9 protein-coding genes are annotated in these 6,924 nt (G+C 40.0%); 2 read left to right on the top strand and 7 right to left on the bottom strand.

Features of this window, described 5'->3' with window-relative positions:
* Positions 1-618 precede the first annotated feature (618 nt).
* The 5 genes from L634_RS0120375 to L634_RS0120355 all read right to left on the bottom strand — a co-directional run bounded on the left by L634_RS0120375 (position 619) and on the right by L634_RS0120355 (position 3,801).
* Positions 619-1,569 (bottom strand): nuclease-related domain-containing protein, encoded by a 951-nt coding sequence (locus L634_RS0120375; protein ID WP_026584040.1) that lies wholly within the window; start codon positions 1,567-1,569, stop codon positions 619-621.
* Positions 1,570-1,665: 96 nt separating this feature from the next.
* Positions 1,666-2,040, bottom strand: a complete 375-nt coding sequence (locus L634_RS0120370; RefSeq protein ID WP_026584039.1) for a PH domain-containing protein — start codon at positions 2,038-2,040, stop codon at positions 1,666-1,668.
* A 101-nt stretch (positions 2,041-2,141) separates the two neighbouring features.
* Complete coding sequence (locus L634_RS0120365) at positions 2,142-2,702, bottom strand: superoxide dismutase family protein (RefSeq protein WP_026584038.1); 561 nt, start codon at positions 2,700-2,702, stop codon at positions 2,142-2,144.
* Positions 2,703-2,786: 84 nt separating this feature from the next.
* Entirely contained in the window at positions 2,787-2,996 is a 210-nt protein-coding gene (locus L634_RS0120360) for a hypothetical protein (RefSeq protein WP_026584037.1), read from the bottom strand.
* A gap of 73 nt (positions 2,997-3,069) precedes the next feature.
* Positions 3,070-3,801 carry a peptidylprolyl isomerase gene (locus L634_RS0120355; RefSeq protein ID WP_026584036.1) on the bottom strand — a complete coding sequence of 244 codons (732 nt, stop codon included), beginning with the start codon at positions 3,799-3,801 and terminating at the stop codon, positions 3,070-3,072.
* A 162-nt stretch (positions 3,802-3,963) separates the two neighbouring features.
* Between L634_RS0120355 and L634_RS0120350 the strand changes: the two genes are divergently transcribed.
* Positions 3,964-4,344 (top strand): kinase-associated lipoprotein B, encoded by a 381-nt coding sequence (locus L634_RS0120350; protein WP_026584035.1) that lies wholly within the window; start codon positions 3,964-3,966, stop codon positions 4,342-4,344.
* A 56-nt stretch (positions 4,345-4,400) separates the two neighbouring features.
* On the opposite strand, the gene kapD is transcribed toward L634_RS0120350, so the two are convergent.
* Positions 4,401-5,021 carry a 3'-5' exonuclease KapD gene (gene kapD, locus L634_RS0120345; RefSeq protein WP_026584034.1) on the bottom strand — a complete coding sequence of 207 codons (621 nt, stop codon included), beginning with the start codon at positions 5,019-5,021 and terminating at the stop codon, positions 4,401-4,403.
* A 489-nt stretch (positions 5,022-5,510) separates the two neighbouring features.
* Here kapD and L634_RS0120335 point away from each other — a divergent pair, with 489 nt between their 5' ends.
* Positions 5,511-6,053 carry a hypothetical protein gene (locus tag L634_RS0120335; RefSeq protein WP_026584033.1) on the top strand — a complete coding sequence of 181 codons (543 nt, stop codon included), beginning with the start codon at positions 5,511-5,513 and terminating at the stop codon, positions 6,051-6,053.
* A gap of 246 nt (positions 6,054-6,299) precedes the next feature.
* Here L634_RS0120335 and L634_RS0120330 read toward each other — a convergent pair whose 3' ends face one another.
* On the bottom strand, positions 6,300-6,518 hold the full coding sequence (locus L634_RS0120330) for a hypothetical protein (protein WP_026584032.1): 219 nt from the start codon (positions 6,516-6,518) through the stop codon (positions 6,300-6,302).
* Positions 6,519-6,924: the final 406 nt, after the last annotated feature.

The raw sequence follows: 6,924 nt of genomic DNA, 5'->3' as shown, positions 1-6,924 counted from the left end.
GTCATTCGTATATTTCCAAATACACAATCTGCTTTTCGATTAGTAGGTGCCATCTTAATGGAATATCAAGAATCTGTATACGCTAAGAAAACTGCCCTAAAAGGTTAGTGTTACTTTTTCGTATCTTCCAATTATGGAATGATCACATATCCAAAAAAGACTGTCAAAGTGAAAAGCCTTTGACAGCCTTTCCTGGATATGTAAATAAAAATCCATGGAAGTTACGCAAAAAAAATGTAAGGGGATAATTCAACATACCATAATAAGCTAGTTGAAAACATTGTATAGAATTTTACACAATAATCTGGACTTGACTCTTCATGGCGACCTTTTTGCTATCGCCGGCTTGATTTGTGGCTTCATGACCCCTTCATGACGACCTTTTTGCTCCGGATAGTTTGACTTACGGCTTCATGAATCTTTCATGGCGACCTTTTTACTATCGCCGGCTTGATTTACGGCTTCATGAATCCTTCATGGCGACCTTTTTGCTATCGCCGGCTTGATTAGCGGCCTCATGAACCCTTTATGACGACCTTTTTGCTCCAGCCGAGGTAATTTGCGGCTTCATGAACCATTCATAACCGACCTTTTGCTCCGGCCTGCTTCGTATAAGCTTCATGATAGAAAACAATTTTCATTTTCATTGTGCCTTTGTTTTCTAACATAAAAAGAATACTTTCCATGTCCCTGCTTTTCATATTCTCTCGATAAGATTCTCTGTATCACTTTCTTCGAATTAGTAATGCAGCACCACTCCAATATACTATTTGTTGTTATCACCCTGTCCGGGAAAAGAGTTTCATATTCCTTGACACTTTTAAGAACAGCAGATTTTATTTCTTCTTTGGCGCCGCAGTCTGTGCATATTAAGGTACTTTTGCTATATGGAGTTAAAAATGATGTACAAGTTCCACACGGAATCCCTTTCCTCAGCTCTTCAAATGTATACTCAGGAAGCCGCAAATACGGGTCCTCGTCCAAGCAGCGTGTGATTAGCTGTTCTGCCAGCTTCATGTTTCTTGCTTTTGAAATACCAGGTATGCCTTTTAGTTTCTCAAAAAATCGCTTTTGCTGGGCTGGAAAAATCGCGGGTATGCTAGTAGGAGCTTGGTAGAGTTGAAAGCAGGGATTTACGAAAATCAGGTGGGATTTAATGGGGAGGTTAAAGCCAAGTTCTTTTAGGAGTCCTCTTAACAGGGTTTCGCTTCTTTGCAGCTGAAGCAGAGGATTGTTTATTTCATGTTTGGAAAGCAAGGAGTACCATCTTTCATTTTCAATGAAAAAGTCGCCTTCATAGTTTTTTATTTCAAAGAGATAAATGGTACTGGCAGCGATCAGCAGGGCATCGATTTGGAATTTGGTATTGTTGAACTGTAGCAATAGGTCATTAAGAATAATCCAATCATTTGGGGCTTCTTGCAGCATCCTGTCAAACTGAAGCTCTCCGGCAAAGCCTTTTTCCAGGTTCAAAAAGTGATTTTCATCTTTTACAGGCAATTCTGCACGGCGCCGCAAACAGCGAAGCACCTTCAATTCTTCCGGTTCTAAGCGGGATTTAATAATCATAGTTCACATCCTTATTTTAGATACTTTCATTCTAAGAAAAATACCCCAACAGTACAAGCAAAATAAAGCCCCTTACCGGCTGCCAGTAAAGGGGCATTACAAAACATATTCTGCAAGGACGCTTTGCACTTCATAAATGTTCAGGCTTTTGTTGAACTGTTTTTCAATTGGTTCTTCAGATCCTGAGATCCAGATTTTCAATTCGGCTTCAAGGTCAAAGCTCCCGGCAGTTTCAATGCTGAAGTGGGTGATACTTTTATAAGGGATGGAGTGGTACTCGACTTTCTTCCCTGTTATCCCTTGTTTATCAACCAGGATAAGGCGCTTGTTTGTAAAAATAAACAAGTCGCGCGCCAGCCGATAGGCTTTTTCTACCTGTTCACTCGGAGAAAGTACCGCTGAAAATTCCTCTTGAATCTCGTCAATATTCGCTTCTGAAGCATTGCCCATAAATCCGTTGAATAATCCCATGTAAACAGCCCCCTTTTAGTTCTATTATACGAGGTATTTCCGTTAATTCCTAGTATTCCAATAAAAGAAAGGCTCTCCTGACGGAAAGCCTTTCTTCTGGATTATTCTTGTTCTTGATCGTCCTGCGCTTTTTTCTGGCCCTTTTCTTCTTTATCCTTTGATACCTTTCCGCATGCGATTCGCTCTCCGGAATCTCCAGCAGGCTGTGTCATTCCATCATCCATTCCCTCATCGATGACAATGGATGTCCCTTCCTTGGTCAGAAGTGACGTTTTGCCTTCTTTTAATGTGACCTGAGGAGCCATTAAGTCTACCTTCACTTTACCGTCATCCTCCACGATTAAATTAGGAAGATCGCCGGCATGTGCGCCCTTTGGATGAAGCAATCCATGCTCTTTATTGTCCGGATTAAAGTGATTTCCTGCAGATTTAAAATCTGGCGGCTCGCATTTCGCCTCTTCATGAATGTGTATAGCGTGCTCCCCAGGCGGCAGGCCATTTAAATCAAGGCTTAATTTTACACCGCTTGCTTGTTCCTCCAGCTTGATTGTACCTAAAGAATCTCCCACGGCATTAAACATTTCCACTTCCGTATTCGTAATGTCCTCTTCTGCACACCCAGCCAGAAGCAGAACAAAAGCAAGCATCAAAGCTTTTTTCATGATTGAATCCTCCATCAAGACATTTTGTCTTTAGTGTTGCCCAATCATTTTTTTGATAAACAAGGAATAAAAAAGAACAGCTTCTCAGCTGCTCTCATCCTGCCCATTTTGCCTATTGAGGCGTTCCTCAAGTTCCTTAGCTTTGGCAGCCTCGCGCTTTGATACGCGCATAATTAACCTCATTGTAAGGATGGCCGCTACTAAAAAGATGGCAAACGTAACTGCAGCAGGTCCATATTCTGATTTATCTTCCGGAAAATATAAAAATAGCGACAATACATACCATTGCAACATCATATTCTATCCTTTCTGCTAGAGCAGTGGTTCAATGGTTTATTATATCAGCTATAAAAAGACTATCCAATTTTTATTTCAATACTTCAATCTTTTTAATGATCACATCTTCAACAGGCTTGTCCTGTTCAGCTGTTTCAACTGATGCAATGCTATCGACAACGTCCATCCCCTCGACAACTTGGCCGAAAACGGTATGCTTGTGGTCTAGCCAAGGTGTACCGCCATTTTCATAAGCTTTAATGATTTCTTCAGGATATCCGGCCTTTTCCATTTCTTCTTTCAGACTTGGATCGAGTGTCTGATTTTGCACGATAAAGAATTGGCTTCCGTTTGTATTCGGCCCTGAGTTTGCCATGGATAGCGCACCGCGGATATTAAAGAGCTGATTGGAAAATTCATCTTCAAATGCTTCTCCGTAGATGCTTTCTCCGCCCATGCCTGTACCCTGGGGATCTCCGCCCTGAATCATAAAGTCTTTAATAACCCGGTGGAAAATCAAACCGTCATAATAGCCATCCTCGCTATGCTTAATAAAGTTTTCAACAGCCTTTGGTGCCTGCTCAGGGAACAGCTTGATTTTAATATTCCCTTTAGATGTCTGCATTTCAACCAGCCTTTCATTTTCCTGAACCTTTTCCGTTAATTGCGGAAAGCTATCCGGAGCTTCACTTGCCTGGTTTTCATTTTTGGATTCTTCAGCCTCAGAACCGTTTGTATTGTCCGTCTCCTTTTCAGTGCTTGTCCCGCATGCTGACAGGACTAACATTAAAACTAGAAGCGGAGCAAAAAGACGCCATTTCATAAGTAACATCCTCCTATGTACTGAATGATACGACCTTCACTAAAAGGCCCATCAGATTTCTGCTATTTTTTAGCTTACCTGATTTATTGAAAATTTGCACTTTGTTTTTCTTATTTTGTAAGTCATAATAGGGCTAAAGAAAAAGTGAAGGGAGAGATGATCATGACAGAGATGAAAGTCGGCGATAAAGTTACTGCCATTTATAAAACCGGAAAATATATAGGAGAAGTAACAGATATCCGCCCGCAGCATTATCTGGTAAGGGTAATGGCGGTCTTGAAGCATCCAATGCAAGGCGATTTACATAATCCTAAGGAAGCAGATGTTATGATGTTCCACGAACGGCGTGCACTCGCGTACAGAGAACAAACCAATGTGCCAAAGCAAATGGTAAAGCCGTTTGCAGAGGAAATACCTGAATACAAAGATTCTCTTAGAAAAGCGCTGGATAAAATGAGAACCGAGCTCGAAGGGGATTCTTCAGCATGGTCGGAAAAAAGCCTTAGGAATCTTGAAGCATTGGAAAAAGACTATTTTAAGTAATCGTTACGGCATAGTAAAATAAAAACAAGCCAAATCATTTCGTCCGATTTGGCTTGTTATGCAAATTTATTAAAAAGCTTTGAAAAATCGACCCGGTCTCCGATTGTCGTTGGCTCAGGCTTTTGAAGATATTTTTTATCCTTCTCTACCAATTTGAAAATATTGTAGGTAGTCAATGCATCGTCCAGGGCACGGTGATGTTTCCCCGTTCCTTCTTTGCCGTATTCCTGGACGGCTTTCCATAACCCTGTTTGATTTTGGTCTCCAAAGAAGCGCTTATACTCCATGGATAGGTCCACTTCCTTTCCTCTGAATGGAAAGGCTGCCCCGGCCTGGCTGCAATTGTTTCGCAAAACCCTCATATCCATATTGCCCCATGTAATGATCGTGCACGTACGATTCTGGCTCATTTCCTTCATTTTATCAACAAGCTCCAGAAAAGTGATTCCCTGGTCCACTTGCTCCTGTGAAATATGCAAAAAATCCTTGCATCGCTCGGACAATTTTGGAAAACGGACAGGAGTTACATAAGAAGAAAATTCTTCACATATTCGGTTGTTAATCACGGACACCATTCCAGCTTCAATAATTTCCGGATAAAATCCTCTAAATGCACCGCCCTTTTCAGGCATAGTAAACTCAAAGTCGATAAATAAATATTGGTGCTCCTCCCCCACGCTTTCACCTGCTTTCAATCAAATTGAACGTGCATATTTTCTTTTATTATAGCATGAAATATTTCAATTTTCTGTGTAATTTAGTTTTCAGCCCGATTTTTTAAATCTACATGGCAGCTGAGAAAAAATCTAACTCCTTAAAAAAATAGCCGGAATTGAAAATAGGATCTAAAAAATGCAAGAAGGCGTGCTATGGGCGATGCGTACATGGACTGGCAATATTGCCTTACTTTTTTCTTCCCATTTTTGTCATGCCCTTTGTTTTCCAAACTCGAAAAAGCACAAGGTTTTCGCGAGCAAAACAAATATAGCCAATAGTCAAATATGTATTTTTCATTTTTTCTCTTTTAATCTTTCTATCTATCATCAGTGATTTTCATATTTTTTACAATTCCCTGGCAGACCTGTATATTTCAGCATTTCACGGCATAGATATAAATCATATTCTAGCAATTTCATACTGAATATCTAGATAAAGGGGGAACGGGGATGAGAAAAAGAATTTACTGTATTTTGTCCATTTTCTTGTTATCAGCTCTTTTCTTCAATACGGCTGGAGCTTCTGATATTGAAAAAGGGTTTGAGGAAGAGATTGAAAAGCAGCTGCAGAATAATGTCAACTATTATAACGAAAACTCATTTACAGTCATTGATGCTTACGGCATGCAAGGGGAAGTAACGAAAATTGTGACACCGGATGATCCCTCCACTTCGGAAAATGAAGAAGTCATCGAGGAATATTCTTCACATATCGGTATTGTTTTTTTGGAGTTTGAGCAAAAAAGAGATGATTTGTTTATCTTTAAGAAGAAGGACTTTTATTATTATGACTTTGACAATGAAGAATTCCTCACAGCTTCCAATGTATTAGCCAATGACTCCATTCGCGAATTCTTTGATATGTATGCAGATGATCTCGAAAAGAAAATTACTCCCTTCTCCAAGCTGTTATTCCTGTTTTTCCTTTCGTTTATCATAACGGTACCGCTCTTTATTATGATTTTTCACAACCGCGGCCGTAGCAAATATTAAAATCAGCAGTCAGAGGAGTGGTCTCATTCCCTATTTAATTTGTCCAGCTACAGCGCCTAGCCAGTTTTCATCCCGAATAGGCTTCCTTGAATAGTCTGCTCAAAGCATGATTCGGAGAATGATGCTTTGAGCAGATCGGGGCCATAAGCCAAATCACTACAAAAACAGGACACGGAAGGCTCGTTTCGGGAGCCTTCCGTGTCCTGTTTTATTTGACGCTCCTTTATTCAAAGCGCTTTCGCTTTTCTAGGACGCTGTCAATATCCTCACATATTCCCTGGATTCAAATACCTTCAGCTTTTGTTTGCCCCCGGCTTCCATTTCGTAATTTGCCGGAATCATTTCGACCACTTCTTCATCTCCAGGCATATAAAATTCCCGTTTTGTTTGGTGATCCAGTATCCAGGCTCCTGCAAATAGCAGAACAAAGATAGAAATGGCTGCTGAGATTTTATGCTTGATCATACACAACACCACCCTAAGAGTAGTGTGCATATTTAATCCAATTTTTATACAAAAAAGAGCAGCCTTCTGATAAAAAATAAGCTTATTTCATAAATAAACAAATTATTTTTCAAAAAAATTTTTCCTGATGGAATCGTGTTTCTACCTATTTAATAAAGAAGGGATAAAACCTGTATTGATAAGGGTTTGGGGAATGCACAGACTTTTGTTTTAGGTTATAATTTGTTCTGAGGTGCATGAGCGGAAAGTAATGTTGAACAAGGGCCAGACCGTCAGCATGATTTAGGGCCCTCCAAGTTTTGGATATTATTGCGCAAGAAGGAAAAACTTTTTATATAGCTCTATATGATGAAGAGCAATGTGAAGGTTTGTACAATCAGGTATGGGGATAATTTGAGGAAATTAT

The organism is Bacillus sp. J33, assembly GCF_000518885.1.
Classification (GTDB): domain Bacteria; phylum Bacillota; class Bacilli; order Bacillales; family Cytobacillaceae; genus Cytobacillus.
Note: the sequence above shows the minus strand (reverse complement) of the source record. Positions and strands in the feature narration are given on the sequence as shown.